This is a genomic window from Halalkalibacter oceani (assembly GCF_023715705.1).
GTDB classification, from domain to species: Bacteria; Bacillota; Bacilli; order Bacillales; family Bacillaceae_D; genus Halalkalibacter; species Halalkalibacter oceani_A.
The window spans coordinates 254,030-281,024 of the sequence record NZ_JAMBOS010000001.1 but is presented as its reverse complement, the minus strand read 5'-3'; the positions used below and the strand labels follow the sequence as shown (position 1 = coordinate 281,024).

28 protein-coding genes are annotated in these 26,995 nt (G+C 49.3%); 1 reads left to right on the top strand and 27 read right to left on the bottom strand.

Annotated elements, in window-relative coordinates; translation table 11 throughout:
* Positions 1 to 228 precede the first annotated feature (228 nt).
* From codY to smc, 25 genes are all read right to left on the bottom strand, one after another.
* The gene (codY, locus tag M3212_RS01430) at positions 229 to 1,008 is read right to left on the bottom strand and encodes a GTP-sensing pleiotropic transcriptional regulator CodY (RefSeq protein WP_251192140.1); all 780 of its coding nucleotides are present in this window, start codon (positions 1,006 to 1,008) and stop codon (positions 229 to 231) included.
* A gap of 22 nt (positions 1,009 to 1,030) precedes the next feature.
* Positions 1,031 to 2,425, bottom strand: coding sequence for an HslU--HslV peptidase ATPase subunit (gene hslU / locus M3212_RS01425; RefSeq protein WP_251192139.1), 1,395 nt, complete (start codon positions 2,423 to 2,425; stop codon positions 1,031 to 1,033).
* Between the two features lie 37 nt (positions 2,426 to 2,462).
* Positions 2,463 to 3,005, bottom strand: coding sequence for an ATP-dependent protease subunit HslV (gene hslV, locus M3212_RS01420; protein WP_251192138.1), 543 nt, complete (start codon positions 3,003 to 3,005; stop codon positions 2,463 to 2,465).
* Positions 3,006 to 3,029: 24 nt separating this feature from the next.
* On the bottom strand, positions 3,030 to 3,923 hold the full coding sequence (gene xerC, locus M3212_RS01415) for a tyrosine recombinase XerC (RefSeq protein WP_285873901.1): 894 nt from the start codon (positions 3,921 to 3,923) through the stop codon (positions 3,030 to 3,032).
* A gap of 69 nt (positions 3,924 to 3,992) precedes the next feature.
* Complete coding sequence (gene trmFO, locus M3212_RS01410; RefSeq protein WP_251192137.1) at positions 3,993 to 5,300, bottom strand: FADH(2)-oxidizing methylenetetrahydrofolate--tRNA-(uracil(54)-C(5))-methyltransferase TrmFO; 1,308 nt, start codon at positions 5,298 to 5,300, stop codon at positions 3,993 to 3,995.
* Positions 5,301 to 5,486: 186 nt separating this feature from the next.
* Positions 5,487 to 7,562, bottom strand: a complete 2,076-nt coding sequence (topA, locus tag M3212_RS01405; RefSeq protein ID WP_251192136.1) for a type I DNA topoisomerase — start codon at positions 7,560 to 7,562, stop codon at positions 5,487 to 5,489.
* Between the two features lie 122 nt (positions 7,563 to 7,684).
* The gene (gene dprA / locus M3212_RS01400) at positions 7,685 to 8,575 is read right to left on the bottom strand and encodes a DNA-processing protein DprA (RefSeq protein ID WP_251192135.1); all 891 of its coding nucleotides are present in this window, start codon (positions 8,573 to 8,575) and stop codon (positions 7,685 to 7,687) included.
* Positions 8,576 to 8,725: 150 nt separating this feature from the next.
* Positions 8,726 to 9,631 carry a succinate--CoA ligase subunit alpha gene (sucD, locus tag M3212_RS01395; protein WP_251192134.1) on the bottom strand — a complete coding sequence of 302 codons (906 nt, stop codon included), beginning with the start codon at positions 9,629 to 9,631 and terminating at the stop codon, positions 8,726 to 8,728.
* An 18-nt stretch (positions 9,632 to 9,649) separates the two neighbouring features.
* Positions 9,650 to 10,810 carry an ADP-forming succinate--CoA ligase subunit beta gene (sucC, locus tag M3212_RS01390; protein ID WP_251192133.1) on the bottom strand — a complete coding sequence of 387 codons (1,161 nt, stop codon included), beginning with the start codon at positions 10,808 to 10,810 and terminating at the stop codon, positions 9,650 to 9,652.
* Positions 10,811 to 11,105: 295 nt separating this feature from the next.
* Positions 11,106 to 11,294, bottom strand: a complete 189-nt coding sequence (locus M3212_RS01385) for a small, acid-soluble spore protein, alpha/beta type (RefSeq protein ID WP_251192132.1) — start codon at positions 11,292 to 11,294, stop codon at positions 11,106 to 11,108.
* 67 nt (positions 11,295 to 11,361) lie between these two features.
* Complete coding sequence (locus tag M3212_RS01380; RefSeq protein WP_251192131.1) at positions 11,362 to 11,631, bottom strand: EscU/YscU/HrcU family type III secretion system export apparatus switch protein; 270 nt, start codon at positions 11,629 to 11,631, stop codon at positions 11,362 to 11,364.
* Complete coding sequence (locus tag M3212_RS01375) at positions 11,628 to 13,367, bottom strand: hypothetical protein (RefSeq protein WP_251192130.1); 1,740 nt, start codon at positions 13,365 to 13,367, stop codon at positions 11,628 to 11,630. Before M3212_RS01375 ends, M3212_RS01380 begins: the two co-directional genes overlap by 4 nt.
* 21 nt (positions 13,368 to 13,388) lie before the next feature.
* Positions 13,389 to 14,150 (bottom strand): ribonuclease HII, encoded by a 762-nt coding sequence (locus tag M3212_RS01370; protein WP_251192129.1) that lies wholly within the window; start codon positions 14,148 to 14,150, stop codon positions 13,389 to 13,391.
* A 174-nt stretch (positions 14,151 to 14,324) separates the two neighbouring features.
* Positions 14,325 to 15,176, bottom strand: a complete 852-nt coding sequence (gene ylqF, locus M3212_RS01365) for a ribosome biogenesis GTPase YlqF (RefSeq protein WP_251192128.1) — start codon at positions 15,174 to 15,176, stop codon at positions 14,325 to 14,327.
* Between the two features lie 10 nt (positions 15,177 to 15,186).
* A complete protein-coding gene (gene lepB, locus M3212_RS01360) occupies positions 15,187 to 15,720 on the bottom strand; it encodes a signal peptidase I (RefSeq protein WP_251192127.1) in 534 nt (177 codons plus the stop codon).
* Positions 15,721 to 15,954: 234 nt separating this feature from the next.
* Positions 15,955 to 16,299: a 50S ribosomal protein L19 gene (rplS, locus tag M3212_RS01355; RefSeq protein WP_251192126.1), complete on the bottom strand. Its 345-nt coding sequence runs from the start codon at positions 16,297 to 16,299 to the stop codon at positions 15,955 to 15,957.
* Positions 16,300 to 16,422: 123 nt separating this feature from the next.
* Positions 16,423 to 17,157 carry a tRNA (guanosine(37)-N1)-methyltransferase TrmD gene (trmD, locus tag M3212_RS01350; RefSeq protein ID WP_251192125.1) on the bottom strand — a complete coding sequence of 245 codons (735 nt, stop codon included), beginning with the start codon at positions 17,155 to 17,157 and terminating at the stop codon, positions 16,423 to 16,425.
* Entirely contained in the window at positions 17,147 to 17,674 is a 528-nt protein-coding gene (gene rimM / locus M3212_RS01345) for a ribosome maturation factor RimM (RefSeq protein WP_251192124.1), read from the bottom strand. Before rimM ends, trmD begins: the two co-directional genes overlap by 11 nt.
* 3 nt (positions 17,675 to 17,677) lie before the next feature.
* A complete protein-coding gene (locus M3212_RS01340) occupies positions 17,678 to 18,076 on the bottom strand; it encodes a YlqD family protein (RefSeq protein WP_251192123.1) in 399 nt (132 codons plus the stop codon).
* A 91-nt stretch (positions 18,077 to 18,167) separates the two neighbouring features.
* On the bottom strand, positions 18,168 to 18,398 hold the full coding sequence (locus M3212_RS01335; RefSeq protein ID WP_251192122.1) for a KH domain-containing protein: 231 nt from the start codon (positions 18,396 to 18,398) through the stop codon (positions 18,168 to 18,170).
* Positions 18,399 to 18,473: 75 nt separating this feature from the next.
* Positions 18,474 to 18,746, bottom strand: a complete 273-nt coding sequence (rpsP, locus tag M3212_RS01330) for a 30S ribosomal protein S16 (protein ID WP_251192121.1) — start codon at positions 18,744 to 18,746, stop codon at positions 18,474 to 18,476.
* Positions 18,747 to 18,877: 131 nt separating this feature from the next.
* Positions 18,878 to 20,236 carry a signal recognition particle protein gene (ffh, locus tag M3212_RS01325; protein ID WP_251192120.1) on the bottom strand — a complete coding sequence of 453 codons (1,359 nt, stop codon included), beginning with the start codon at positions 20,234 to 20,236 and terminating at the stop codon, positions 18,878 to 18,880.
* Positions 20,237 to 20,247: 11 nt separating this feature from the next.
* Positions 20,248 to 20,577 carry a putative DNA-binding protein gene (locus M3212_RS01320; RefSeq protein WP_251192119.1) on the bottom strand — a complete coding sequence of 110 codons (330 nt, stop codon included), beginning with the start codon at positions 20,575 to 20,577 and terminating at the stop codon, positions 20,248 to 20,250.
* A gap of 97 nt (positions 20,578 to 20,674) precedes the next feature.
* Positions 20,675 to 21,670, bottom strand: a complete 996-nt coding sequence (ftsY, locus tag M3212_RS01315; protein WP_251192118.1) for a signal recognition particle-docking protein FtsY — start codon at positions 21,668 to 21,670, stop codon at positions 20,675 to 20,677.
* Between the two features lie 9 nt (positions 21,671 to 21,679).
* Complete coding sequence (smc, locus tag M3212_RS01310; protein WP_251192117.1) at positions 21,680 to 25,243, bottom strand: chromosome segregation protein SMC; 3,564 nt, start codon at positions 25,241 to 25,243, stop codon at positions 21,680 to 21,682.
* A gap of 176 nt (positions 25,244 to 25,419) precedes the next feature.
* On the opposite strand from smc, the gene M3212_RS01305 reads away from it, so the two are divergent.
* Positions 25,420 to 25,641: a DUF1128 domain-containing protein gene (locus M3212_RS01305; RefSeq protein ID WP_251192116.1), complete on the top strand. Its 222-nt coding sequence runs from the start codon at positions 25,420 to 25,422 to the stop codon at positions 25,639 to 25,641.
* Positions 25,642 to 25,827: 186 nt separating this feature from the next.
* On the opposite strand, the gene rnc is transcribed toward M3212_RS01305, so the two are convergent.
* Positions 25,828 to 26,550, bottom strand: a complete 723-nt coding sequence (rnc, locus tag M3212_RS01300; RefSeq protein ID WP_251192243.1) for a ribonuclease III — start codon at positions 26,548 to 26,550, stop codon at positions 25,828 to 25,830.
* Between the two features lie 168 nt (positions 26,551 to 26,718).
* Complete coding sequence (locus M3212_RS01295) at positions 26,719 to 26,952, bottom strand: acyl carrier protein (RefSeq protein WP_251192115.1); 234 nt, start codon at positions 26,950 to 26,952, stop codon at positions 26,719 to 26,721.
* Positions 26,953 to 26,995 lie beyond the last annotated feature (43 nt).

The following is a 26,995-nucleotide window of genomic DNA, read 5'->3' as shown; positions in this document are numbered from 1 at the left end:
AACAAAAAAAGTGCGTCAAAAGGTTGTTTTCCCTTTTGACGCACCCTTTACAAGCAGCGATGAAGTCTAACTATTGTTTGAACAGAGCGCAGGAGAGCTTTTCCCTCCTGCGCCACACAGAAAACGTAACCGCCGCCTCCCATTTAAAACGGTTGTGAAGCAGTTGAAGTTTTCACAAGCTTAACGGCTTATTGAAAAAATTTTTTCCCTTTTGCTGTATAGTCCTCTTTATTTCGCCTTCAGCTTTTCAAGCTCGACGAGGAACTTATCATTCAACACTTTGATATAGGTTCCTTTCATACCGAGTGAACGCGATTCAATAACGCCGGCGCTTTCCAGCTTGCGGAGAGCGTTGACGATGACCGAGCGCGTGATCCCGACGCGGTCGGCAATCTTACTGGCGACAAGTAAGCCTTCCTTGCCATCGAGCTCGTGGAAAATATGCTCAACAGCCTCCAGCTCACTGTAGGATAGCGAGCTGATCGCCATTTGCACGACCGCCTTGCTTCTTGCTTCCTCTTCAATTTCCTGCGTCTTCTCGTGTAAAATTTCAATGCCGACTACCGTTGCGCCATATTCAGCAAGGATGAGATCATCATCGCTGAAAGAGTCATTCAGGCGCGCTAAAATTAACGTACCAAGACGCTGTCCGCCGCCTTGAATCGGGACAATCGTCGTTAAGCCACTTTGAAACAAGTCCTTATTCTCAACAGGAAACGCGGTGAATTCACTGTCGATATCCAGATTGGCTGAAGTCTCCTCAATTTTAAAGAGATTATCTGTGTATTCCTCCGGAAAACGTCTGTCCTCGAGCATTTTTTTCATGCGCTCATTTTCAATCTCCTGCTTGATTGCATACCCAAGCACCTTCCCACGTCTGCTCAGTACGAAAATATTGCAGCTGATCGTATCGCGAAGCGTTTCCGCCATCGCGCGGAAGCTGACGTGCTGTCCTCCTGACTTTTGCAACATCTCATTGATTTTTCTTGTCCTTGATAATAAATTCATTTTTTTCTCTCCTCCTGTTTTTTTACAAAATGTATTGACTTAAATCTCGGTTCTTGGCAATAGATGCTAGTTTTTCGTCGACGTATTCTGGTGTGATCACGATTTCTTCCAACGTAATATCAGGAGCTTCGAATGATAAATCCTCCAATAGCCGTTCCAGCAGCGTATGCAACCGTCTCGCGCCGATATTTTCCGTCTCCTGGTTGACCTCTGTAGCAATAGTCGCAATCTTATGAACAGCTTCGTCAGAAAATTTGATTTTTATACCTTCTGTTTCAAGAAGCGCACTATATTGCTTAATGAGCGCATTATTGGGCTCGACCATAATCCTGACAAAATCATCAACTGTCAGATTCGTCAGCTCCACACGGATCGGAAAGCGGCCCTGAAGCTCCGGAATCAAATCAGAAGGCTTGGCGATATGAAAGGCCCCCGCTCCGATAAAGAGGATATGATCGGTTTTCACCGGGCCGTATTTGGTCACAATCGTCGAGCCTTCGACAATCGGAAGGATGTCACGCTGAACACCTTCGCGTGAAACATCAGCCGATTGCTGACCTTTGCCGACGACCTTGTCAATCTCATCAATGAAAATGATGCCAAGCTGCTCCGCCTTTTCGACAGCTTCCTGCGTCACCTCATCCATATCGATCAGCTTCTGTGCTTCTTCCTCCGTCAGCACTTTACGCGCGTCGGAAATCGGCAGCCGTCTTTTTTTGCGCTTCTTCGGCAGCATCCCACCGAGCATTTCCTGCATGTTCATTCCCATCTGCTCCATGCCGGCGCCCTGAAACATATCCATAAAGCTTTGCGACTGCTCCTCCACCTCAATCGTCACCATCCGGTCTTCAAGCTCACCTAACGCAAGCTGGTGAGCAAGCTGCCGCCGTTGCTGCTCTCTCGTATTTTCCTGCGAAGCATCCGGTTCGGCAGGCTGCTCCGCTTCCTGCTGACCGAACAGCATTTCGAAAGGGTTCTTATAGGTGGACTGCTTTTTTTTCGAAGGAAGCAGCAAATCAATGATGCGCTGATTCGCCTGCTCTTCGGCCTGGGCACGCACCGCCGCCATCTTTTCCACCTTGACGATGCGGACGCTTGTTTCGACGAGATCTCTCACCATCGACTCGACATCGCGCCCGACATAGCCTACTTCAGTGAATTTCGTTGCCTCCACTTTGACAAATGGAGCGCCGACCAGCTTAGCGAGCCGCCGGGCGATTTCTGTTTTCCCGACTCCCGTCGGTCCAATCATTAAAATATTCTTCGGGGTGACTTCGTCTTTTATTTTGTCATCAAGCAAGCTGCGGCGATAGCGATTACGGAGGGCAATGGCTACCGACTTCTTCGCCTGCTCCTGTCCGACGATAAATTGATCCAGACGTTCAACAATTTCACGTGGGGTAAAGGCTGTTTTCATAACGATCACTCTCCATAGGGAATTAATTGCTTACGGCTCAGCTTAGTTCCTCAACAACGACGTTATCGTTTGTGTACACGCAGATATCTCCCGCTGTCTCGAGCGCGGCTGCGGCAATATCCTTCGCTGACAAAGCAGGCGCGTGTTTTTTCAATGCACGTCCTGCGGCAAGCGCATAATTGCCTCCCGAGCCAATCGCCAGAATGCCGTCATCGGGTTCAATCACTTCCCCGGTTCCCGAAACGAGCAGCAAATGTTCCCGGTTCATCACAATCAGCATCGCTTCCAGCCGTCTAAGCACTTTGTCACTTCGCCATTCTTTTGCAACTTCTACAGCGGCCCGCTGCAAATTCCCGTTATATTCTTCTAACCTGGATTCGAATTTTTCAAACAACGTAAAAGCATCAGCGACTGAACCGGCAAAGCCTGCCAGCACCTTCCCCTGATAAATCGTTCGTACTTTTCTCGCTGTATGCTTCATCACAACAGCATTGCCAAACGTCACCTGACCATCACCGGCCATCGCGCAGGCTCCGTTGTGCTGAATGGCAAAAATCGTCGTTGCATGGAATTGACTCATATCCTTCCTCCTTCATCTACTTCGTTATGCCCGAGGATGATGCGCCTGATAAACATGCCGTAGTCTCTCCTTTGTCACATGGGTGTACATCTGCGTCGTTGACAAATGCTCATGACCGAGCAGCTCTTGTACTACCCGCAAATCAGCTCCATTATTAAGCAGGTGGGTCGCAAAGGAATGGCGGATATCATGCGGACGCAGATGCTTATGCTGAGCGGCCTGCTCCATCCGTTTTTTGACAATCGTCCGGATGCTGCGATCCGTCAGCTGTCCCCCTTTGTAATTGAGAAAAAGCGCGTCGGGTGATGTCTTTTTTTCGAGCTGCCGCCGCCCGTCATTGATGTAACGCTCAATCGCCTCAAGAGCGAAAGAACCGACAGGGAGATAGCGTTCTTTCCGTCCCTTCCCATGGACAAGCACCGTGCCGATCGACAAATCGAGATCATGAACGGCAAGACCTGCGCATTCACTTACGCGCATCCCCGTCGCATACAACAGTTCCAGCAAGGCGCGGTCGCGTTGATCAAGCGGCTTATGCCCCTGCAAGGAATAAAAGAGTTCCTGGATTTCTTCTTCATAGAGGAACGTCGGCAGCCGACCTTCATGTTTGGGAAGGAATACAGTGGAAAAGACATTCTCCGACACACGTTTTTCACGCATGTGAAAATTATAGAGGCTTCTTAATGCAGAAATTTTCCGTGATACCGTTTTTCTCGCATAGTTCTTCTCATATAGCATCGTTAAATAAGCGCGAACATCAGCTCTTGTCACATCCGGGAATTCTTGGACTCCCTTGGCTTTCATAAACTGATAAAAATCATCAATATCCCGCTTATAACTCCGGATCGTATGTAAGGAGCTGTTTTTTTCCATTTGTAAATAGACGATAAATTGCTCGAGCCAGGACTGCTTTCCCAACACAAAACACCCCTCTCGCCTCTAGAGCTACTAAATTCTAACATGATTTAGTAGCTCTGACAACGATGTTTACATTTTTTTCACAAAATTCTGAATTGTGCCCAATGCGCGCCCAGCGAGTTGCTCGTAACGTTCCTGTTTATTCTTAATTCTTACCTCTAATGGCGGAAGTAAACCAAAATTCGCATTCATCGGCTGAAAATTTTTCGCATTGGCCGTTGTAATATAAGCAGCCATACTGCCGATGACCGTCTCGTCTGGGAATGTCAGCAAATCCTGCTGCTGTACATAGCGCGCGGCATTGATTCCAGCAACCAGTCCGGCCGCCGCTGATTCCACATAGCCCTCGACACCAGTAATTTGCCCGGCGAAAAATAAATCATCGCGCTGCTTGTATTGATAGGTCGGTTTAAGCAAATTTGGCGAGTTGATGAACGTATTGCGGTGCATCACGCCATAGCGGACGATTTCGGCATTTTCCAAGCCTGGAATCAGACGAATCACTTCTTTCTGCGGTCCCCATTTTAAATGTGTCTGAAAGCCGACAATATTATATAGCGTTCCGGACGTGTTATCCTGTCTCAGCTGGACGACGGCGAACGGACGCTTCCCTGTCTCCGGATGTTCAAGGCCAACCGGTTTCATCGGCCCGAAGAGCATCGTCTTCCGTCCGCGCTTCGCCATGACTTCAATCGGCATACAGCCTTCAAAAAAGATCTCTTTTTCGAATTCTTTCAGCGGCACCGTTTCTGCGGAAATGAGCGCTTCATAAAAACGGTCGAATTCCTCCTCCGTCATCGGACAGTTTAAATAAGCCGCTTCTCCTTTGTCATAGCGCGATTTCAAATAAACCTTATTCATATCAATTGAGTCTGTTTCAATAATAGGCGCCGCCGCGTCATAAAAGTATAAATACTCCTCGCCGGTTAATGCCTTTAATTCAGCGGAAAGCTCAGCCGAAGTTAAAGGACCGGTTGCAATAATCGTCGGTCCTTCCGGAATGGAGGTCACCTCTTCAGTAAACACCGTCACATTCGGGTGATGCTTGACCTGCTTCGTCACCGCTCCAGCAAACTCATGGCGATCGACCGCAAGCGCTCCGCCGGCCGGAACGGAGGCTTCATCCGCCGAACGGATAATGACGGAATCCAACTGGCGCATTTCTTCCTTCAGCACACCGACGGCGTTCGTTAATGAATTGCCGCGTAAAGAATTGCTGCAAACCAGTTCTGCGAATTTATCTGTATGATGAGCGGGTGTCTGCTTTACCGGACGCATTTCATAAAGATGAACCTGAATGCCGCGCTTCGCCAGCTGCCAGGCGGCTTCACTGCCGGCCAGCCCCGCTCCTATTACGTTTACATGTTGTTGTGTCACGTCGTCTAATCCCTCCAACTTAAAAAACCGCTTGCTTTTCAAACAGTAGAAATGCCTTCACCGTAAGGTGAAGGCGATTGTCTCTTATCCGACTACCATCATAATACGAGCCGGTCTTTTTTTCAACTATTTTGCTTTTTATGTTTTTTACGTCCTCTGCCCGGGCGGGCCACCAGCGTACAACTGCTAATTGGCTTCCTCTTTATAATCGCAGGCCGAGCATTCTACATGGACGCCGTTTTTCGTTTTCTTCTCCACCAGCATTTTTCCGCATTTCGGACATGGTCTGGCGATCGGCTTATCCCATGAAATAAAGTCGCATTCCGGATAGCGGTCACAGCCGTAAAAGACTCGACGTTTTTTACTTTTCCGCTCGACTACATTGCCTTCTTTACATGTCGGGCATTTGACGCCGATTTCTTTGACGATCGCCTTTGTGTTCCGGCATTCAGGAAAATTGGAGCAAGCCATGAACTTACCGAAACGGCCCATTTTATAGACCATTTCATGCCCGCACTTCTGACAATCCTCGCCGGCCGGCTCATCCTTGATTTCAACTTCCTTCATTTCCTCTTCCGCATGGGAGAGGCGTTTTTCAAACCCCTGATAAAATTCATCAATAATCGAAATCCAGCGCTGCTGGCCTTCCTCAATGGAATCAAGATCATTTTCCATCTTCGCCGTGAATTCGACATCGAGAATCTCCGGGAAAAATTCGACGATCATCTCAAGGACAATTTCACCTAGCTCCGTCGGGACGAACCGTCTGTCCTCCAAGGCGACATATCCTCTTTTTTGGATCGTGTCGAGCGTCGGCGCATAGGTGGATGGGCGGCCGATTCCAAGCTCTTCCATCGTTTTAACAAGACGTGCCTCTGTATAACGCGGCGGCGGCTGGGTGAAGTGCTGGTTCGGCTCAATCTCAAGCTTTTTCACCGACTGTCCTTCCTGTAAGTTCGGAAGCAAACGGTCCTCTTCTTTCTTGCCGTCGTCATTGCCTTCGATGTACACCTTCATGAAACCAGGAAACTTTACTTTCGAGCCTGTTGCCCGGAATTGAACATTGTTTTGTTCGATGTCAACCGTCATCGTGTCCATGATCGCCGGCGCCATTTCACTGGCCACCATCCGTTCCCAAATCAGCTTATACAGCCTGAACTGATCTCTTGATAAATAGCTCTTGACCGTTTTCGGTTCTTTCCAGACTGATGTCGGCCGGATCGCTTCATGCGCATCCTGCGCTTTTTTATCTTTTTTGACGACCCGCTTTTCTTTACGGCTGTAGTCCTCGCCATATGTTGAGGTAATGTATTCCTTCGCCTCCGCCTGCGCGGTCTCGGAAATCCGGGTGGAATCGGTACGCATATACGTAATTAACCCGACTGTCCCTTCCTTCTTGCCAAGATCAATCCCTTCATATAGCTGCTGGGCGATCATCATCGTTTTCTTCGCGCGGAAGTTTAATTTCCGGGCCGCTTCCTGTTGCAGCGATGATGTCGTAAACGGAGTGACCGGATTTCGTTTCCGTTCCTTCTTTTTGACGGATGTCACTTGAAACTGGTCGGATTTCAGCCGCTCGAGTACTTTGTTGACATCCTCCTCGGAAGCAAGCTCCTGCTTCTGTCCGTCGACTCCGTAAAACCGTGCTTCAAACGGCTCGTTTTCAAGTGAAAACTGCGCCTGAATGCTCCAGTATTCTTCAGGAACAAACGCTTTAATCTCTTTTTCCCGCTCGATAATCATCTTAACGGCAACGGATTGCACACGCCCGGCGCTCAACCCTTTTTTGACTTTCTTCCATAGTAATGGACTTATATTGTAACCGACAAGCCGGTCCAAAATCCGTCTCGCCTGCTGGGCATCGACCAGGTCCATATTAATCGAACGCGGACTTTTAAAGGCATCCTTTATTGCCTGCTTTGTAATTTCATTAAAGACGACCCTACATTCCGAATTCTCGTCAATATTTAAACTGTGAGCCAAATGCCAGGCAATGGCTTCACCCTCTCTATCGGGGTCAGCCGCTAAGTAAACTCGTTTTACTTTCTTGGCAGCTGATTTCAACTCTTTTAATACAGGGCCTTTTCCGCGAATAGTAATATACCTTGGTTCAAAACCTTTTTCAACATCTACTCCCATTTGACTTTTTGGTAAGTCTCTAACATGTCCCATTGAAGCCTTTACAATATATTTTTTGCCTAAATACTTTCCAATGGTCTTTGCTTTGGCGGGAGATTCCACGATTACTAAATAATCGGCCATGTAAGCAGCTCCCTCTCTCGAAGAATATATTAAAATCTTCCCTATTATTAAACAGACTTTCTCCATTTGTCAAACGGCAGCTTAAATTCTTTTCCGAAAAAAGGGCATTCAAAGAGGCGCAGTCAGCTTTTTTCAATGATGTTTGGCAGCTCCTGAAGCAGGTCGTCTTTCGTGACAATCAGCTTTGCACCTTGTTGAATAAGACGATTCGTCCCTTCTGATTCAGCGGAAAAGATCGAGCCCGGCACGGCGAACACGTCCCGTCCCTGCTCAAGCGCCTGATCCGCCGTGATCAGGGAGCCGCTTTTTTTCTTCGCCTCTATGACGACAACAGCCTGCGACAGGCCGCTGACAATCCGGTTCCGGATTGGAAAATGCCATTTGCGTGGTCTAACCCAAGGAGGATATTCACTGACAAGCAGCTGGCTTTTGGCCATATACTGAAATAATGATTTGCTTTCTTGCGGGTAAGGAAAGTGAAAGCCGGAGGCGAGTACGGCGATCGTCCGGCCATTCGCCCGGATCGCCTGTTGATGGGCGAGCATATCAATTCCGCGGGCCAGACCGCTGACAATTGTCCAGCCGTCTTCCGCCAAAGCCCGAACAAAATAGGCAGCGCTTTTCACGCCTGCCCCGGTCGGCTTTCGCGTGCCGACGACAGCGACTGTTCGCTTATTGGTCAGAATATGCTGCAAGCCTTGCGTATATAACACAAACGGGGGATCGTAAATATGTTTCAGCAAAAATGGATAGGTTGGATCATGGAAGGTGAGTGGGATAATGCCGTGTTCTTGAAAAAACTGCTCGAGCTGAGCCGAAGAGATGTGATGGAGGGCTTGATGAAGCATTATTGCTTTAGTAGGGGGAAGAGAAAATGCTTTCTCGAAGTCGGGCGGTCTATACTGGTAAATTAATTGAAGCTCTGGATCCTCGTCGATTATTTTCTTAAAAAGCCTTCTGTTCGTGCCGAAGCAGCTGTGAAGATGAATCCATCTCGTCCGAAAGCTGGTCATGCGCCGCATATCCCTCCTTTTTATAGGCGGAACGTTATGACAGAGGCTGGGCCAAAAGGTTAAGTTCTCCCTTTTGCCCGGCCTCGATGCAACGTTTGTCTTCCTTCTCAAAATGAAAAATCGACAATTTTATGACAATTTCTTCACGGATTAGCTGTGTGTCTTACACTTTTCCAGAATACCTTTTTCTTCCAAAACAGAAATTAACGTCTGACCCATAACAGATGGAGTCTCGGCTACTTTTACGCCGCAGCTTTCCAACGTTTTGATTTTTTCAGCCGCCGTTCCTTTTCCGCCAGAAATAATCGCGCCGGCATGACCCATGCGCTTTCCTGGAGGGGCTGTTTGTCCGCCAATGAAGCCGACAACCGGCTTTGTCATATTTTCTTTGATCCACTCAGCAGCTTCTTCCTCTGCTGTTCCGCCGATTTCACCAATCATGATTACCGCATATGTGTCCGGATCTTCATTGAAAAGCTTAAGAACGTCAATAAAGTTTGTTCCGTTAACCGGGTCTCCCCCGATTCCGACAGCGGAAGATTGTCCAATTCCGTTCGTTGACAATTGATGAACCGCTTCATACGTTAATGTACCGGAACGTGACACAACGCCGACATGACCTTTTTTATGAATATAACCAGGCATAATGCCGATCTTACATTCTTCAGGAGTAATAACACCAGGGCAGTTCGGACCGATTAAACGCGTCTTTTTGCCTTCCATGAAACGCTTGACTTTCACCATATCAAGCACCGGAATGCCTTCTGTAATACAAATCGCCAAATCAAGCTCGGCGTCGACAGCTTCCATAATCGCGTCAGCAGCGAATGCTGGTGGTACATAAATAACCGTTACATTAGCTCCTGTCTCTTTCACAGCCTGCTCAACAGTATCAAATACCGGAATACCTTCTACTTCCGTGCCGCCTTTACCCGGTGTTACACCGCCGACAATCTTCGTTCCATATTCAACCGCCTGCTGCGTATGAAACAGACCGGTTGCTCCTGTAATCCCTTGAACGATTACTTTCGTATCTTTATTAATAAGGATGCTCATTATCGTGTCCCCGCCTTTCTATTTCACTAATGAAACAATTTTTTGTGCGCCGTCAGCCATTGAATCCGCAGCCGTAATATTTAAGCCGGATTCTTTAAGAATCTTCTTCCCTAAGTCAACATTTGTACCTTCAAGACGTACAACAAGTGGAATTTCCAAGCCTACCTGCTTCGTCGCTTCCACTACGCCTTCCGCGATAATGTCACATTTCATGATTCCACCGAAAATGTTGACGAAAATTCCTTTTACGTTATCATCGGAAAGAATGATCTTGAATGCTTCCGTTACTTTCTCGGCAGTGGCACCGCCACCTACATCAAGGAAGTTGGCCGGATCACCATTGTAATGCTTGATGATATCCATCGTTGCCATCGCCAACCCGGCACCGTTAACCATACATCCGATATTGCCGTCTAATGAAATATAGCTTAAGTCATATTTAGAAGCTTCGATTTCCTTTGGATCTTCTTCTTCCAAATCGCGGTACTCAAGCACATCCTTCTGACGGTAAAGCGCGTTGGAGTCAAAGTTCAGCTTCGCATCAAGCGCCATTACCTTTCCGTCGCCAGTTGTTACAAGCGGGTTGATCTCGGCAATCGAGCAATCCTTTTCAACAAAGGCTTTATACAAGCCCATCATAAATTTAACAGCTTGACCAACAAGCTCCTTTGGAATGTTAATGTTAAAAGCGAGTCGGCGAGCCTGGAAACCTTGCAGGCCAACAGCCGGATCAATGATCTCTTTAAAGATCTTTTCCGGAGTTGCTTCCGCTACTTCTTCAATTTCCGTACCGCCTTCTTCTGAAGCCATCATCACGACGCGTGATGTCGCGCGATCAAGAACAAGCCCGATATAGTATTCATTTTTAATATCGCAGCCTTCTTCGATTAGTAAGCGCTTTACTTCCTTACCTTCTGGACCTGTCTGGTGAGTGACTAGCGTTTTACCAAGAATATCAGCAGCATATGTACGTACTTCGTCAAGATTTTTTGCAACCTTGACTCCTCCAGCCTTACCACGGCCACCTGCATGGATTTGTGCTTTCACCACACAAACGTCTGTTCCTAACTCTTTTGCTGCTTCTACTGCTTCTTCAACAGAGAACGCTACTTTCCCATTGGGAACCGCAACGCCGTATTGACGAAGGAGCTCTTTTCCTTGATACTCATGGATATTCATTCTCTCTCCAGCCTCCTATCAATGCATGTAATTTAAGCCGTCTGATAAAAATCGATCATGTCCGGCAAAATCCTCTTCTATTTTAGCACTTATTTCATCTTTTTGGGAGGGGAAATCCAAGGAGATGACAAATAAATTAAAGCGCTGTTTCAAAAAGGAAGTGGGGTCTTTTGGCGCCGGTCTCGGAAGGAATGATCTGCCACTCAAAAAAAAAAGAGACAGCGGCCACGCTCGTCCCAGTTTACCATTTGTCGAGGAGAGGCTGAGTCGACGATCGTCCAGCCCCTGTCTCTGCTTATTGCTGCTTATCGGCTTTCTTCTTGGATTCCTTATTTTGTTCTTTACGTACTTTCTTTGTCATGTCCTTTGCTCTGGCATCTGTCTCCTGGACGGAAAAATGAATGCCGAATTCCTGTGCGAATTCCTCCTGATAGCTTTCCATAAAAGAGATTGCTTCAGGGACAAGCAGTTTATTTTCCTTCATCGACCAGCCCTCCTTCGGTAAGACGTTACGGGCATAGTATATCCTGATCATTCGTCCACTATTAGACTTATTTCTGGTGCTGGTCAATTTTATAAATAAATGAAAACACTTCGGCTACGACTTCATAAAGCTCAGGCGGAATGGTTTGATTAACCTCAAGCTGTGCCAGCATTTCAACGAGGGAAGGGTCCTCCTGAATCGGAACGTCGTTCTCCTGCGCCTTTGCAATCAATTCCTCCGCGACATAGCCCTTCCCTTTCGCCACCACTTTCGGCGAAACATCTGTTTCAGCCTGATAACGGAGGGCGACGGCCTGCTTCTTGCGTTCCTGCTTCATATTCTCACATCCACTCCCTGATAATGCACATGGGGCTTGTACACTTGATTTGCCTGTTGCGGGCTCGCCTGTGCATCCTTCATCTTGCGCCATTTCACCGAAAGCAATTGATAGTTATGCTCGGCTAGACCTGTTTTTAACCCAGGTAGCAATAAATGGATCAGCGCTTCGGGACTTTCCTTTTCATTAAAGACAGTCACGGTCACAACACGGTTTTGAATCTGAACATCGACGATCGTCTCCTCAAGCTGTTCCAGCGTTAAGTAAAAAAGAATGCGGCAGTAATCGGGATTTAGCTCTCCATTCTGCTGCTTTTTTCCTTCCCACTGTACGGTCATGTCGGTCTGCCACGCTCCTAGCGTTAACGGGAGCTGGAGAACCAGTTGCTGGTAAGGACCGTTTTGCTCCTGGGCAAGCAGCTGCTGGCCGGTCAGACGCTGAAGGGTTTGATTGACCTGCTCCTTCAGACTCGCCGGTAGATCCTGCTGCTGGAGCTGGAGCAATTGCGCCTTTAAACGATCTGTCATCACCGTCTCTCTCGTCAGCTCTCCCTGCAGCAAGCGGCTGACATCGCGCTCATGTTGATAACCAAGCAACTGGAGCAGATTTTGCAAATGTCTGGCAGGTCCGCCTTTCTCTTGCGCAAACGGCGTGGCTGATTCAAGCACCTGAAGAAAAGCCGATCTCTCACTCGCCGACAGTTCCTGCTGTGGCAACGCCAGCCAGCGGGTGTTCAAATTCGCCGCTGGTTCTTTGATTTGCAAAAGCTGGAGCAGCTGCTGCAAGGCCGGCTCACCGGCTTTCCCCGCCGGTATTGTCAGACGGGCGAGCATCGTTTCGAGAAATTGCCGCGGTTCCATCCTGCTCAATTCAGATCCCTGGCCGCTCCTTATATCCGGCCAAAGAGAAGCGGCGATTTCTCGATTCGCTGGATGAAGCACCGCGGCCTGAAATTGTCTGGCAAGCTGCGAACTGTCTGTTCCTGCCTGAATGATGCCAAGACGAGCGAGGAGTTGGCCGGCGCCCCGGCCTGCCTCTCCCTCCCCTTCGGCGGCAAATTGGCTCATTAGCTGGACAACCGGCGACGGCCTGGCCTGCTGATCGCCATGAACAAGTGAAGCGGTGAGCTGTCTGAGCTGAGCGGAGGCGGAATGATTGCTTTGTTCTAGCATTTGACTTAGCCGTTGCAGCTGTTGAGTCAATGAGGGGCCGGCTGTGAGCGCCTGGTAAGCCTGAAACGTCTCCTTCGTTAAAGGAAGCTGGCGTTGGATCATCTCGATCAAAGTCTGGAAGCCCTTCTGATTAAACTGCTGCAGTTCATTCAACAGCTGCGAGCCTGCGACGACTGTTTGCCTGGTAAACGGCTGCTGCTGTTCTGTTAATTGCCGGACAAAAGCCTCTGTTTCCTTCGAAGCCGGGAGGGAGAGCTGCTGAATCAGCTTTTGGACCGACGGCTGGTCACCAAGCCCTTCTCTCTGTCTGATCGCGTTATCATCTAAAACGCGCAGCCGCGGAATCCCCGCGCTTTCCTGGACTTCAAACCAATAGCGCTGACCCGCTGTCAAAGCGGCTTCCAGACGGGCTGTTACCGTCATCCCGCGTACCTGCAAAGCGGCCATATTCTGGGGATAGAGCTTAGCGATCCGGCCCTGGAACACCTGGCCTTGGGTAAGCTGTAATGATCGGGGCTGGGCCGACTGACCGATCCCTTCATTATGAATGCGCGACTGTATCATCTTCATCCCTCCTAGCTGTTCTTACGCTCTTTCCTGTACCGGTTTGAACGAACGGCGATGCTCGGGTGTCACGCCGAGTCGGTCAATCGCCGCCAAATGCTCCTTTGTCCCGTACCCGGCGTGGCGTGAAAAGCCGTAGCCCGGATATTTCGTTTCCAGCTCAGCCATATATGTATCACGGGCCACTTTGGCGATAACGGAACTGGCGGCGATCGTAATGCTTTTTTCATCGCCTTTGATCAGGCTTGTTTGCGGAATATCGAGCTGAAGGCTCATTGCATCAAGCAAAAGATAGTCCGGCTCCTTATGTAACGTCGAGATCGCTGCCTTCATCGCCATTTTCGTAGCTTGATAGATATTGATCCGATCAATTTCATCCGCATGAACCATTTCAATGGAATAAGCGACCGCTTCCCGCTTGATTATTTCAGAAAACGCCTCACGCTTTTGTTTCGTCAGCTTTTTTGAATCGGTCAAGCCGAGCAGCCTGAAGTCAGGCGGAAGAATGACGGCCGCTGCGACGACCGGCCCGGCGAGCGGTCCCCGTCCGACTTCATCGATCCCCGCCAGCGCGTGATAGCCCTGAGATCGCAACTGGCGCTCGTACTCGTTCATTTGGTCATGCATGGCGAGCAATTGGTGACGCTCCTCTTGCCGCTTCCTGTACTGCTTTAGTAATGTTTGAACCCCTTTTCGTTCGTCCCCGGCCAGCTTGTCGAGCTGCTCCTGTTCAACTTCCGGCTGTTCAAGCAGTTGTCTGATTTGGTGAATCGATTGTTTCATTTTTTCTCCTTTATTGTTCCGTGCCACTGAATCGCTATTTTTCTTCTTATCATCTATATCGGCCCTTTTTTGTTAATCTAAAGCAGGGAAGGCCTAAAACAAAAAAGAGAGGACGGCGCAAAGCCTGCCAGCCTGCGTCCCCCCTCTTTTGCAGCCGGACAGCTGCGCGTTCCTTTACTCCTGTTCAGGCGTTTCCAAAGAAATCCGGCCAATCGTTCCTGCCCTTGTTTCCCGCAGAATGATTTCGGCCGCCTTGTCATAATGAACCTCGCCACCAGGCAGCAGGCAGCCGCGCTTTCGCCCGATCTCATCAAACAGGGCGAGCCCGTCTTCCGGAATCTGATCAAGCTTGTACCGGCTTTGAATTAATGTCGGATAGGCATCCTTCATATAATTTAAAACAAACAGGGCGATATCCTGAAAATCAAGGAGCTCATCCTTAATCGCTCCGGTTGCCGCCAGGCGGTAGCCAATCACCTGATCTTCGAATTTGGGCCATAATATTCCCGGCGTATCGAGCAGCTCGAGCTCTTTACCCACTTTGATCCATTGCTGCCTTTTCGTTACCCCTGGACGGTCCCCGACCTGCGCTGTCCGCTTTTGCGCCAGCCGGTTAATAAGCGTTGACTTCCCGACATTCGGGATTCCGAGAATCATCGCTCTGATCGCTCTCGGCTTCATTCCCTTCGACCGCCATTTCTCAATGAGCGGCCGTGCCAGCTTTGTGCAGGCGGCGGCGATCTTTTCGGTGCCTTTTCCCGTTTGCGCATTGATCGCCAGCACGAGCGCTCCTTTTTCTTCAAAATACTGTTTCCAGCGCTCCGTGATCGCCGGATCGGCTAAATCGGCTTTATTTAACAAAACGAGCCTCGGTTTATGCGCGACGATTTCATCAATCATCGGATTTCTCGATGCAAGCGGAACACGCGCATCTAACAGCTCAATAATGACATCGATAAAGCCGAGCTTCTCCGTTACTTCACGACGCGCCTTGGCCATATGTCCGGGAAACCACTGAATCGTCATGCTGCTTCACCTACTTTGCAATTCGTATATTTGAGATCGGCCAAAACACGACATTGGCCTTGCCGATCACTTCATCGATATGAACCGTGCCGATATCGCGGCTGTCACGGCTGTGCCAACGGTTGTCTCCAAGGACGAACAGCTCATCCTCCGGTACGACTCCATCGAGCTCGAAATCACCGGTCAAGCCATCCTCATACAAAGGCCGCAGCTCATCTAAATAGGGTTCCTCAAGCGGCTCTCCATTAATATAAAGCGTATCATCGCGATACTCGACCCGATCCCCTGGCAGGCCGATTACCCGTTTAATATAGTCTTTGCCGGCCGGAGCATGGAAGACGATAATATCAAAGCGTTCCGGTTCGCCGAACACGTAGCCGATTTTATTGACAATTAAACGGTCGCTGTTCTCCAGTGTCGGAAGCATTGATTCCCCATCAACGATCACCGGGGCAAACAAAAACTGTCGAATCAAGAAAGCGAGAACAAGGGCAACAACTACCGCTTTTAACCATTCCCATGATTCCTTTTTTTTCTCACTCATACCCATGCCTCCATTACAAACATTTACCTGACTATGCCATAGTTTATCACAAGCTTGCTTCCTTATGAACAATAACTCTCTTCAAACAAAAAGAGGGTGTCCCAAAAGCCTTGGCTTTGGGGGACACCCTCTTTTTGTATGGGAAAACCCCAAGGGAAACAGCGGTCCTCGCTCTGCATCGCAGACTCGACCCGCTGCTTCGAGGCTGCACATCAGGCCGCCTCTTTTCGTGTGTTATCGAATTTCTTTAATACGGGCCGCTTTACCGCGCAGATTACGCAAGTAGTAAAGTTTCGCACGACGTACTTTACCGCGACGCTTCACTTCGATCTTATCGATCTTTGGTGAATGTAATGGGAATGTACGTTCAACACCTACACCGTATGAGATCTTACGCACTGTGAAAGTTTCACTTACACCAGTACCACGACGCTTGATCACAACGCCTTCAAATACCTGAATACGCTCACGAGTTCCCTCAACAACCTTTACGTGTACACGTAATGTGTCACCAGGACGAAACGCCGGCAGGTCACTGCGAAGCTGATCATTTGTAATTTCACGGATAATGTTGTTCATCGTATAATTCCACTCCTTCCATACAGATGCTCATAACAGGCTGCCTGCAGCGGAACATCGTAATCACTGGCTATTAGCCACAAAGACTATAATAGCATAGAGCAGAGCCTAACACAACTCCCTTTAATGCTTTTCTCGAAACTCCTTCAGCCAGCGCTGCTGCTTTTCAGATAAGGTCTCCTGCTCCAACAAATCAGGCCGCCTTTCCCATGTCCGGCGGAGCGCTTCTTTTTCACGCCATTCTTCAATGTTTTTATGATGGCCGGACAGCAGAACGTCAGGCACCTTCATCCCGCGAAAATCAGCCGGACGTGTATAATGCGGATGCTCAAGCAGGCCGGTCGAAAAGGAATCCGTCACCGCCGACTCCTCATTTCCGAGCACGCCGGGCAAAAGGCGGGCGACGCTGTCAATCAGCACCATCGCTCCGAGCTCGCCGCCTGTCAGCACATAATCGCCAATCGAGATTTCATCGGTAACGAGATGCTCGCGAATCCGCTCATCATAGCCTTCGTAGTGGCCGCATAATAGGATCAAATGCTCCTCAGCGGCCAGCTCCTCGGCTTTTTGTTGGCTGTAGCGCTCTCCCTGCGGGCAAAGAAGAATGACGCGGGGCTTTGTCCCGCTTTCTCTTTTTAGCGCATCGACGGCGTCGAACAGCGGCTGCGGGCTTAACACCATTCCCGCTCCACCGCCATACGGATAATCATCGACTTTCCGGTGCTTATTATCAGCGTAGGTGCGAAAATCAACGACCTGAATCTTGACCGCTTCCCGTTCCTGCGCCTGCTTTAAAATCGACGTGTTGACAACTCCCGTAAACATCTCCGGAAAGAGTGAGAGGACATCAATCTTCATCGACAAGTCCCTCTAACAGCCGAACCGTGATCTGCTTTTCTTCGATATCGATCTCCCTGACGACATCTTCAATATAAGGCAGCAGAATATCCTTGCCTCCAGCGGTGCGCTGCACGACCCAGACATCATTCGCCCCAGTTTCAAAGATTTCTTTCACCTTCCCGAGCTTTTCTCCCTCTTCTGTGACGACAGTGCAGCCGATGATTTCATGGTAATAATATTCGTGCTCATCGAGTTCTTCCAGCTGCTCCTCCGAAACAAACAATGTCGACCCTTTAAACGCCTCAACGTCATTAATCGAGTCATAGCCTTCAAATTGAAGCAGGTCAAAGTTTTTATGACGGCGATGATGCTTGACGACGACCGGCGTTCCCTCTCCGTCGGCAGATTGACCGATCAGAAGGCCGACACCCGGCGCATAGCGCTCCTCGGCAAAGTCCGTCGAGGAAATGACGCGCACTTCTCCCCTGATCCCATGTGTATTGACGATTTTTCCGACTTTATACCAATTTGTCATTGTTCATTCCTTCTTTCTACGAATTTGCTCCACCACTCCGTCTTTGACGACAATCTCCATCTCCGGAGCTGGCCAGGGATCCCCTTCTTTGATTTCAACAATCGTCTCGACGGTTCCATCGCGAAGCTCTGTTCCAAGTTCCAGCTTGCTCAGCTGCTCGACCTTAAATGACAGCTCAGCGAGCTTTTCTTTACGCTGCTTAATTTCCTCTTTATAGCGTGCTCGAAGTGTTTGTTGTTCATGCTTGCTGGCGACATCCTTCGTCGCTTTATGTAAATGAAAAGTAAGCTGCTCCAGTTCGCGCTCACATTGCAGAATTTCACTTTTAAACTCCTGCACGATGCTCTGCTTTTTCGCTTCAGTGACAACTTGTTTGACAACGACCGTCCGAAGTATTTTCATTTCCTTCGCCCTTCCTTTTCAAATTGTTGCAATAGCAAAAGGAGCTGTCCCAAAAGCTAGGCTTTGAGACAACTCCTCCTTTTCTGCGTTGCTAATCCACGATGTCTACTCGCACTCGCTTGTACGGCGAAACAGCAGCGGCATAAACAACCGAGCGTATCGCTTTCGCGGTCCGACCTTGCTTGCCGATGACCTTCCCGACATCATCGGGATGGACCATCAGACGCAAGCATAGGGTTGCTCCTTCTTGCACCTCTTCAACTTGAACATGCTCAGGCTGGTCAACAAGTGCTTTTACAATGTGTTCAACTAACGCTTTCATACGATTCTCCTTTTCACTCATCATCAAAAAGGGAAAGGCGCAATAGCTTCATCGCTAGAGAGTTGTCACACTCTCTTACTTTTGGTTTTTCGCGTTATGAAGCTTTTCCATTAAGCCCGCTTTTGAGAACAGGTTGCGAACCGTGTCAGACGGCTTCGCTCCTTTAAGCATCCAGTCAAGAGCTTTCTCTTCTTCGATATTCACTTTTGCTGGTTGAGTTAATGGGTTGTACGTTCCAATCTCTTCAATGAAACGACCGTCACGCGGAGCGCGAGAATCTGCTACTACTACACGATAGAATGGGGCTTTGTTAGAACCCATACGCTTTAAACGAATTTTTACTGCCATTCGTGGGACACCTCCAAAAATAGTTCACACAATTTTTTATATTATCATCAATTCTCCTGGTAATCAACAAAAAGATAAATGGCTGTCCATTAGCTTTCTTGCCCGCCTCACCAGGAAAAGCGACTTCCTTCTTAAAATGGAAGCTTAAAGCCTCCCAGACCTTTGCCTCTTTTCTTCCCTTTGCCGGAAGCCATGCCGGTCATCTGCTTCATCATCTTCTTCATGTCTTCAAACTGCTTCAGCAGCCGGTTAACATCCTGAATCGTCGTTCCACTGCCGGCGGCAACGCGGCGGCGGCGGCTGGCATTCATAATACTCGGCTCCTGCTTTTCCTTCTTCGTCATCGAACGGACGATCGCTTCGACCTTGCCGATTTGCTTATCATCGACCTGCAAATCCTTCATGCCCTTCATCTTGTTCATGCCGGGCATCATGTTCAGGATTTCATCAAGCGGTCCCATGCTGCGAACCTGGTCAAGCTGTTCAAGAAAATCATCAAAGGTGAAATCCATATTCCGCATTTTCTTTTCAAGCTCGCGCGCTTTTTCGGCGTCGACATTTGATTGGGCTTTCTCAATCAATGTCAGCACATCACCCATTCCAAGAATCCGCGAAGCCATCCGCTCCGGATGGAACGGCTCGAGCTGGTCGATTTTCTCGCCCATCCCGACAAACTTAATCGGCGTATTCGTGACAGACTTGACGGAAATCGCCGCACCCCCACGTGTATCACCGTCGAGCTTCGTCAGTACAACCCCGGTAATATCGAGCTGTTCATTAAAGCTTTCGGCAACGTTGACAGCATCCTGCCCGGTCATCGCATCGACAACGAGCAAAATTTCATCAGGGTTGGCAAGTTCCTTTACCTGCTTAAGCTCATCCATTAATGTTTCATCGATATGAAGCCGTCCGGCCGTATCAATTAATACATAATCATGATGATCTTCCTTTGCCTTGGCAATCGCCTGTTTGGCAATCTCCACCGGACTCACCTGATCGCCGAGTGAGAACACCGGCATATTCAACTGCTTTCCAAGCGTTTCAAGCTGTTTGATCGCCGCCGGTCGGTAAATATCGGCGGCAACGAGCAACGGCTGACGATTATGCTTTTTGCGCAAATGATTGGCAAGCTTGGCTGTCGTCGTTGTCTTACCAGCACCTTGCAACCCAACCATCATCACGACGGTCGGCGGCTTTGAGGCAACGGCGATCTTGCTTTGTTCGCCCCCCATAAGCGCGGTCAGTTCTTCATTGACGACCTTAATAATCTGTTGCCCCGGCGTTAAGCTTTTCATCACTTCCTGCCCGAGCGCCTTTTCTTTGACGCTGGCGATGAATTGCTTCACCACTTTAAAGTTAACATCCGCTTCCAGTAAGGCAAGGCGAACCTCGCGCATCATTTCCTTGACGTCCTGCTCACTGACCTTTCCTTTGCCACGGATTTTTGTTAATGTATCCTGCAGTCGCTCCGCTAAACCTTCAAATGCCATGTTGTCGCCTCCTAGTCCAATTTCTCAAGAGAGTCAAGCATCGACATGATCTCTTCAGGAGTCGCATTGCTTTCGATTGCTTCCTTGATCTGAGCCAGCAGTTCGGTACGCTGCTCGAATTTCGCCAGCAGCATCAGCTTTGCCTCATATTCCTCAAGCATCGCCTCTGTCCGCTTAATATTATCGTACACCGCCTGGCGGCTGACTTCAAATGCTTCGGCAATCTCGCCCAAAGAGAAATCATCAAGATAGTACAAGGACATGTATTTCCGCTGTTTTTGTGTTAGCAAGGATTGATAGAAATCATATAATAGATTCATTCGGAGCGTCTTATCTAACACATCACCAACCCCTTGTTAAGTGATTTCCCTTTACGAGATATCATATTACAACATGCTCCGCCTAACTGTCAAGTTTTTTTCTTAACAAAGCAAAAAGCTATTCCTGTTCGGTCTGCTCCGCTTCCAAAATATCTTTAAACAGCCCGTAGACAAACTGCTCGGCCTGGAATGGCTGGAGATCATCCATCTTTTCACCAAGCCCGATGAACTTGACCGGAATGTCAAGCTCATGGCGAATCGCCAGCACGATTCCACCCTTCGCCGTGCCATCAAGCTTCGTTAGGACGATGCCAGATACTTCCGTCGTCTCGCCGAACGTTTTCGCCTGCGACATTGCATTTTGTCCGGTTGTCGCATCAAGCACAAGCAGCACTTCATGCGGCGCTCCCGGTACTTCTCTTTCAATGACGCGCTTGACCTTCTCCAGCTCTTTCATCAAATTGACCTTGTTTTGCAGCCTGCCCGCCGTATCGCAAATTAACACATCGATCTGACGCGCCTTTGCGGCTTGCAGCGCATCATACATCACCGCCGCCGGATCGGAGCCGGACTGCTGCTTTATCACATCGGCGCCGACGCGCTCGCCCCATACTTCAAGCTGTTCGATCGCCCCTGCCCGGAACGTATCGCCCGCCGCCAGCATCACCGACTTGCCCTCCTGCTGCAAATAATGAGCGAGCTTGCCGATGCTCGTCGTCTTCCCGACTCCGTTCACACCGACGACAAGGATCACCGTCATGCCATTTTCCTGAATGGCCAGCGTGGTGTCTTCGCCGTCTTTCTCAAGCAGTTCGGTCAGCTTTTCGGAAATGACCGGCTGAATATCGGCCGTATCCTTAATATTGCGCAGACGGACCTCATCCTTTAGCGTATCGATCAATTCCATCACCGTCGGCACACCGACGTCGGCGCTGATTAACAGCTCCTCCAGCTCCTCGAAGAAATCTTCATCGACTTTGCGGTAGCGGGACACTAGCTCGTTCATTTTGCCGACGAAGGAATCTCTCGTCTTTTCAAGCCCGTTTTTAAACTTATCGGTTACTTCTGACGTTTGCGTCGTAATTTTTTCTTTCAGTTTTTTAAAAAAGCTCATCTGCTTCACCTAGCTTTCGATTAATTCTTTCGTTTCTTCCAGTTTAACCGAGACGATGCGCGAGACACCAGACTCCTGCATCGTCACGCCGTATAAAACATCGGCTTCCTCCATCGTCCCTTTGCGGTGCGTGATCACGATAAACTGCGTCTCGGAGCTGAAGCTTTTCAGAAAATGAGCAAAGCGGCTGACATTGGCCTCATCAAGCGCCGCTTCCACTTCATCAAGCACGCAAAACGGAACGGGACGGACATACAAAATCGCAAATAACAAGCCAATCGCCGTCAACGCCCGTTCTCCTCCGGAAAGCAGACCGAGATTCTGCATTTTCTTTCCCGGCGGACGGGCGACGATATCGACCCCTGATTCAAGCAAATGATCCGGTTCAGTCAGGACCAAATCGGCCTCTCCCCCGCCGAACAGCTGCTTGAACACCCTCTGAAAATGAGTGCGAATTTGCAAATACGTCTCATAAAAACGCTTTGTCATTTCCTCATCCATCTCAGCGATCACATCGTGGAGCGTCTGCTTGGCTTCCATTAAATCCTCGCGCTGGCTGCTCAGAAAATCAAACCGTTCACGGACGCGTTCGTATTCTTCGATTGAGCCGAGATTGACAGTGCCGAGCTCGGCAAGCGCCAGCTTAATCAGCTTGACCTTCGTCCGCGCTTCGTCGGCATCAATCGTCAGCTGATAGTTCGCGCGGGCCGCTTCAAACGACAGCTCGTATTCCTCCCGAAGCTGCTCAAGCCGATTGTCAAGCTCAACATCCATCCGGTTGACCTTTACTTCAATTTTCCGGCAGTCGTCAGCAAGCAAAGTATGAGCGTCCTGCTGCTTTTTCAGCGCCGCCTCAAGATTGACATACGCCTGATCGAGAGATGCCCGCTTCTCTTTCATCGCCGCAATCTGCTCCGTCAGTTCCTGTTTTTTCCGACGATAGGCGTCAATCTGCTCCGCAAGTCCGCTTTCTCCGTTTGACCGGTCGGTCATTTCACCAGTGAGCAATTGCAGATGCTCTTTAAGCTCGGACACCTCTTTATCGAGTGCCGCTTGTTCTTTTTTCAGCCGCTGCTCCTGCTCTTTGACGGCGGCGAGCCGTTCCCTGGCGGTCGCCAAAGCAATTTTATCGGCGACAAGCTCCTCCTGCATCGTTTCTTTCGAATGACGCTCGGCAACCTGAAGCTCCTCCAGCTCCTTCACTTTCCGCTCGAGCTCTTCCGCCTCGCTGACAGCCGTCTCATAGCGTTGATCCAGCTCCAGCTGCTTCGCCTTAATCCGTTCCACTTCATCGGTAAATGTCGCTTGCTCCCGGTCAAAGCGGGAGAATTGATCGTGCGAGCGCTCAAGCTCCTTTTCAAGCTGCTGAACGGCTGTTTTCGCCTCCTGCAGCATGTAGCGCGCCTCTTCACCCTGCTGCCGAAGCTGCTCAAGCTCCTGCTCCAGCTGCTTCATCGCCTCTTTATCCTGCCGGACCTCCCGCTCGAGCTGAACCGTCAGCTCTGTCAGCTTCCCAAGCTTTTGCTTCAGCTCCTCAAGCTCGCGTTTTCTTCCTAATAACGGACTTTGCTTTTGTTTGAGCGCCCCACCTGTCATCGAGCCTCCCGGATTGACGACATCGCCTTCGAGTGAGACGACGCGAAAGCGGTGACCCGTTAAGGCGGCAAGCTGGTTGGCTCCTGGCAAATCACGGGCGATAAGCACATGCCCGAGTAAATTGGACAAAACAGCCTCATAAGTCCGCTCATAGTTTACTAAGGAGGCAGCAACGCCGATGAAGGCCGGATGTCCTTCCACCTGTTGCAGCGCCGAAGCTGGAAGATGGCGTGGTTTGATAACCGGCAATGGCAGAAAGGTCGCCCGCCCGCTGCGATTTTTCTTTAAAAATTGAATCGCCTTGCGCGCGTCCGCTTCAGACTGTGTCACGATATGCTGCGAAGCACCTCCTAAAGCAATTTCGATCGCCGTCTCATAATCCTTTGGGACTTCAATCAGCTCGGCCACCGCCCCGACCACACCGGACAGTTTCCCGCGCGCTTTGAGCACTTCCTTTACCCCCTGGAAGAAGCCGGAAAAATCAGCCTCCATTTCCGTCAGGACATCGGCTCTTGACTGGAGGCGCTGCACCATTTGATAGCCTTCATACAGCTTCGCCTCCTGCTTATGATATCTGTCCTTTAGAGTCTCATATTCACGCTGTTTTCTACGGTACGCTTCACCGGCCTGTTCAAGCGCCGCTGTGCGCGCGGCAGCCTGCTCGGTCGCCGCGGCCAGCTCCTCTGCCAGCTTTTCCCGCTCAGCGACAAGACCTTCATTTTCCTGAAGTAAGCGTTCCTGCTTGACCTGCTGCTGACGGAGCTGCTCTTCGAGATACCGCTTTTCATTGCGAATGCTCGCCTGCTCATTCAGCACCTCGATATAATCAGCTTTGTATTGCTCCATTTCTTCCTCGCTCGTCGCGTCGAACTTTGCCAGCAGCTGCTCTTTGCCCGTCACTGTCTGTTCGAGCTCCTTGACGCGCTCTGCTGCCTGCCTGAGCTGCTCGGCTTCCTGCCGCCAGTTGGCTTCTACCGCTTTCAGCTGGGCTTCTTTTTCCTGGGAGGCCAGTTCAAGCTGCCTCTTGTTTTGCGAGGCATGCTTTTTCCGTTCATCGAGCAGCTGGCGCATTCCTTCCTTTTTTTCCAGCTCCTCGCTGGTAACGAGCAGCTCCTCCTGGGCGCTTTGGTAGCGTTCATTCAGTGCTTCCGTTTCTTCCCGTAAAGCAAGCCGTTCCTCTTCAAGAGCGGCCAGCCGCTGCTGATGCGCTTCATAGCTGCCCCTGAGCCGGCCGAGCTTGTCCTTTTCTTCCTCCCATTGACCGTGCAGCTCATGAATTTCATGGACGAGCAGCGCGATTTCCACCTCTTTCAACTCTTCACGCTTATGTAAATAATCTTTGGCGATCGACGCCTGAATTTGCAGCGGCTCGACCTGTCCCTCGAGCTCGTGCAGAATATCTTCAACTCTCCATAAGTTTTCCTGCGTTTCCGCAAGTCGCTTTTCAGCTTTTTCTTTTCGCGTTTTGTATTTGAGCACTCCGGCCGCTTCCTCAAAAATGACACGGCGGTCGGCCGGCTTGCTGCTTAATATTTCCTCGACCTTTCCCTGACCGATAATTGAATAGGCTTCACGGCCGAGGCCGGAATCCAAAAACAGGTCGACAATATCCTTTAAGCGGCATGCCTGCTTGTTAATAAAATATTCACTATCACCCGAGCGATAGACGCGGCGGGTCACACTGACCTCGCTGTAATCAATCGCCAGATGCTGGTCTTCATTATCCAATACGAGACTTACCTCAGCATAATTCAACGGCTTCCTGCTGTCACTGCCGGCAAAAATGATATCTTCCATTTTGCTGCCGCGTAATGATTTGGCAGATTGCTCACCAAGCACCCAGCGAATGCTGTCCGAGATATTGCTTTTACCGCTGCCGTTTGGTCCGACGACCGCCGTGACCCCTGAGACAAATTCAATATTGACCTGTTCAGCAAATGATTTAAATCCTGCAACTTCCAGTCGCTTGAGGAACATCTTTTTTCCCCCTAACTTCAATTAACAACTTTACTATTTTATCATATCAAACGCTTTGTTCCTATTCGTCATTTGAAATGGGTCCTGCCGCTCGGAATCCCGGCAAAATGCAGCTTCGACATTGCTTCTCCTCTATGATACGATAGGAGAAACGGGAAGCAAAGAGGAGTGAAGAAATGGATTTATCGAAGCAATCACGTGAAAATATTGAATTTATGCTTGAAGAAATGAAAAACAAGCTGCAAATTGTCAATGCCGGTGCCCTGAATGCCAAAAGCTATGACACCGATCAATATGAGGATCTTCGCGATATTTATGAATTAGTGGAGAAAAAGCAATCGTTTTCTGTCAGTGAACTTGACGCGATCGTTTCCGAACTGGGCCGCTTACGCAAATAAAGACTTGTCCCAAAAGGTCGACTTTCACCTTTGGGACAAGTCCGCAGGAGCGTGTGTAATCTGCGCAACGGTTGCAAAGCTGGAAGGAAAACAGGCTTCTTTCCTTCCAGCTGGGCGCAGGCCACCATCGTCACGCTTTTTCTCGATTTTGTACGTCTTTACATAGTACCGGGCCATCCCCGCTCTTTATTTCAGCTTCCCCTGTTCGCTCAGCTTCATCAGCGCCTGCTGTGCGGCGTGCTGCTCGGCTTCTTTCTTCGAGCGCCCTGTGCCGACACCAAGACCGACTTCGTTCAACTGAACCTCAGAGACAAACTCACGGTTATGGGCGGGTCCCTTCTCTTGCACAATCAAATATTTGATTTGACCTAAATTATCCCGTTGAATGTATTCTTGCAGCTGACTTTTAAAATCCATCATATGCGAAAAAGCACCATCATTTATCTGTGGATACATCGTTTTATCAAGAAATTGATAAACAGCCTCAAGGCCCTGATCCAAATAGAGCGCGCCGACAAATGCCTCGAACACATCGGCCAGTAACGCAGGCCGTTCCCGTCCTCCGGTCATCTCTTCCCCTTTTCCAAGCAGAACAGCTTTTCCGAATTCAAGCTCCTCGGCAAACCTGGCAAGAGACGGTTCGCAGACGATCGAAGCGCGCAGCTTTGTCATATCCCCTTCGCTCATCGTATTAAATTTCTTAAATAAAAATTGGGATACAGCGAGCTCAAGAACGGCGTCACCCAGAAATTCCAGGCGCTCATTATCTTGAAACGAATAAATACGGTGCTCATTCACATAGGATGAATGGGTGAAAGCCTGGGTCAACAGCTTTCTATTCTCAAAAGTCAGCTCCATTCGTTCTTGCAGCTTAACAAATTGTTGCTTTTGATCCTCGGTCAGAACCATCTTTCTCGGTCCGCGTCTACGCTCATTTGATTGATAGACTCTTGGCTTCCGCTGATACTTTGAAGATTGTGGCATGATAACCTCCAACATCATAATAGAGATGAAAAACATGTAAGGAAGGATATCTCCTTCACCCTAAAGGGGCGGCAAGAGATATCCTCTTAATCGTTACTGACGGCTGTTTATGTAATTAACGACATCAGCAACCGTAGAGATCTTTTCAGCCTCTTCATCAGAGATTTCTAAATCAAACTCGTCTTCAAGCTCCATTACTAGCTCAACGACATCCAATGAATCTGCTCCTAAATCATCTTTAAACGATGCCTCTTCTGTTACTTCCGCTTCTTCGACACCAAGACGATCAACAACGATTTTTTTGACACGCGATAATGTATCTGCCATATCCGTTCACCTCCTCTCAAGGGTTGATGAAAGCTAGGAGAAT